This is a genomic window from Streptomyces sp. NPDC086519 (assembly GCF_040686075.1).
In the GTDB taxonomy this organism is placed as follows: Bacteria; Actinomycetota; Actinomycetes; order Streptomycetales; family Streptomycetaceae; genus Streptomyces; species Streptomyces shenzhenensis.
The window spans coordinates 1-1,695 of the sequence record NZ_JBFBJL010000165.1 but is presented as its reverse complement, the minus strand read 5'-3'; the positions used below and the strand labels follow the sequence as shown (position 1 = coordinate 1,695).

The following is a 1,695-nucleotide window of genomic DNA, read 5'->3' as shown; positions in this document are numbered from 1 at the left end:
CCGCCGGGTCCGAACACCTCGGCCAGGGTGGTGAGTTCGGCCGCGTCACCCGCGGGGGTGGCGGTGCCGTGCGCCTCCAGGAGACCGACCGAGTACGGGGCGGTCGGGTCCAGCCCGGCGGCCCGCCAGGCCTGGCGTACGGCGTGGGTCTGGCCGCCCGGGTCGGGGTTGACGAGTCCTGCGGTACGGCCGTCGCTGGCCACGCCGGTGCCGCGGATCACCGCGTAGACGCGGTCGCCGTCGCGTTCGGCGTCGGCGAGGCGCTTGAGGACGACGACTCCGGTGCCCTCGCCGATGAGGATGCCGTCGGCGTCGCGGTGGAAGGGGCGGATGCGCTGGCTCGGGGAGAGCGCCCGCAGCTGGGAGAAGACGCTCCACAAGGTGATGTCGTGGCAGTGGTGCACTCCCCCGGCGAGCATCACGTCGCAGCGCCCGGCGGTGAGTTCGGTGACGGCCTGGTCGACGGCGACCAGGGAGGAGGCGCACGCCGCGTCCACGGTGTAGGCGGGGCCGCGCAGGTCGAGACGGTTGGCGATGCGGGACGCGGCGAGGTTGGGCACCAGGCCGATCGCGGACTCGGGGCTGGCGGGACCGAGCCGGTCGGTGAACGCCTCGCGTACCCGGGCCAGTTGGTCCGGCGTGAGACCGGGCACCAACTCGCCGAGGGTGCGCACCAGCTGGCCTGCCGTGCGCACCCGCTGGTCGAGCCGGACCAGACCGGGGGTGAGATAGCCGCCCCGGCCCAGGACCACACCGATCCGGTGCCGGTCGGGCAGCCGGTCCGCCCCGCCCGCGTCCGCAATCGCGGCGGCGGCCACGTCGAGGGCGATCAGCTGGTCGGGCTCGGTGCCGGGGACGGAGTTCGGCATGATGCCGTACCGGGTGACCTCCACCTCGGCCAGTGCGTCCACGAAGCCGCCGCGCCGGCAGTACACCTGGTCGGGGACGGCGGGCCCGGTGGCCGTACCGGGCCGGTAGTAGTCCGGGTCCCAGCGCCCGTCCGGCACGTCGGTTATGGCATCCGTGCCGTTCACCAGGTTCTGCCAGTACGCGTCCAGGCCGGCGGCGCCGGGCAGCAGCACCGCCATGCCCACGATCGCGACCGGTGTCCGGCGGTCGTCGGTCATGTCACCAGCCCGAGGCGGTGTAGACGACGGCCCGCACGGACTCCTCGCCCCAGGCGAGCTCCCGCAGCAGGGCGGCGGTGCCCTCGTCCGGGTCGATCAGCCCGACCCCGCGCCGCGCGTACTCCCGCCCCAGCTCCGGACTGACCATGCCACTGTGACCACCGGTGGGCGCCCACGGCCCCCAGTGCACGGTCAGCGCGCGGTTCCCGGTACGCTCCGCCCAACCGGCGCCGAGGCTCTCCAGGGCGTCGTTGGCGGCGGCGTAGTCGGCCTGGCCGCGGTTGCCAAGGACGGCCGAGATACTGCCGAACAGCACCGCGAAAGCGGGACCGCCCGGCAGTTCCTCAAGGGCGGCGAGCAGGGTGGCCGCGCCGGCCGTCTTCGTCCCGTACACGCGCTGGAAGGACTCCGGGGTCTTCTCGGCGATCAGCCGGTCCTCGATCACCCCGGCCGCGAACACGACCCCGTCCAGACGGCCGTGGTCGGCATGGATCTCCTTGACCGCCTGGAGTGCGGCGTCGCGGTCCCGGAAGTCGACGGCGCGGTAGCGCGCCTCGCTGCCGAGGGC

Annotated in this window: 2 protein-coding genes; both read right to left on the bottom strand. The window is 74.3% G+C overall.

Annotated elements, in window-relative coordinates:
- On the bottom strand, window positions 1-1,127 hold a 1,127-nt coding region (locus tag AB0P24_RS47835; protein WP_365805776.1), incomplete at its 3' end, for a polyketide synthase.
- Window position 1,128: 1 nt separating this feature from the next.
- Window positions 1,129-1,695 (bottom strand): SDR family oxidoreductase (locus tag AB0P24_RS47830; RefSeq protein WP_365805774.1); only part of this gene is annotated, 567 nt, incomplete at its 5' end.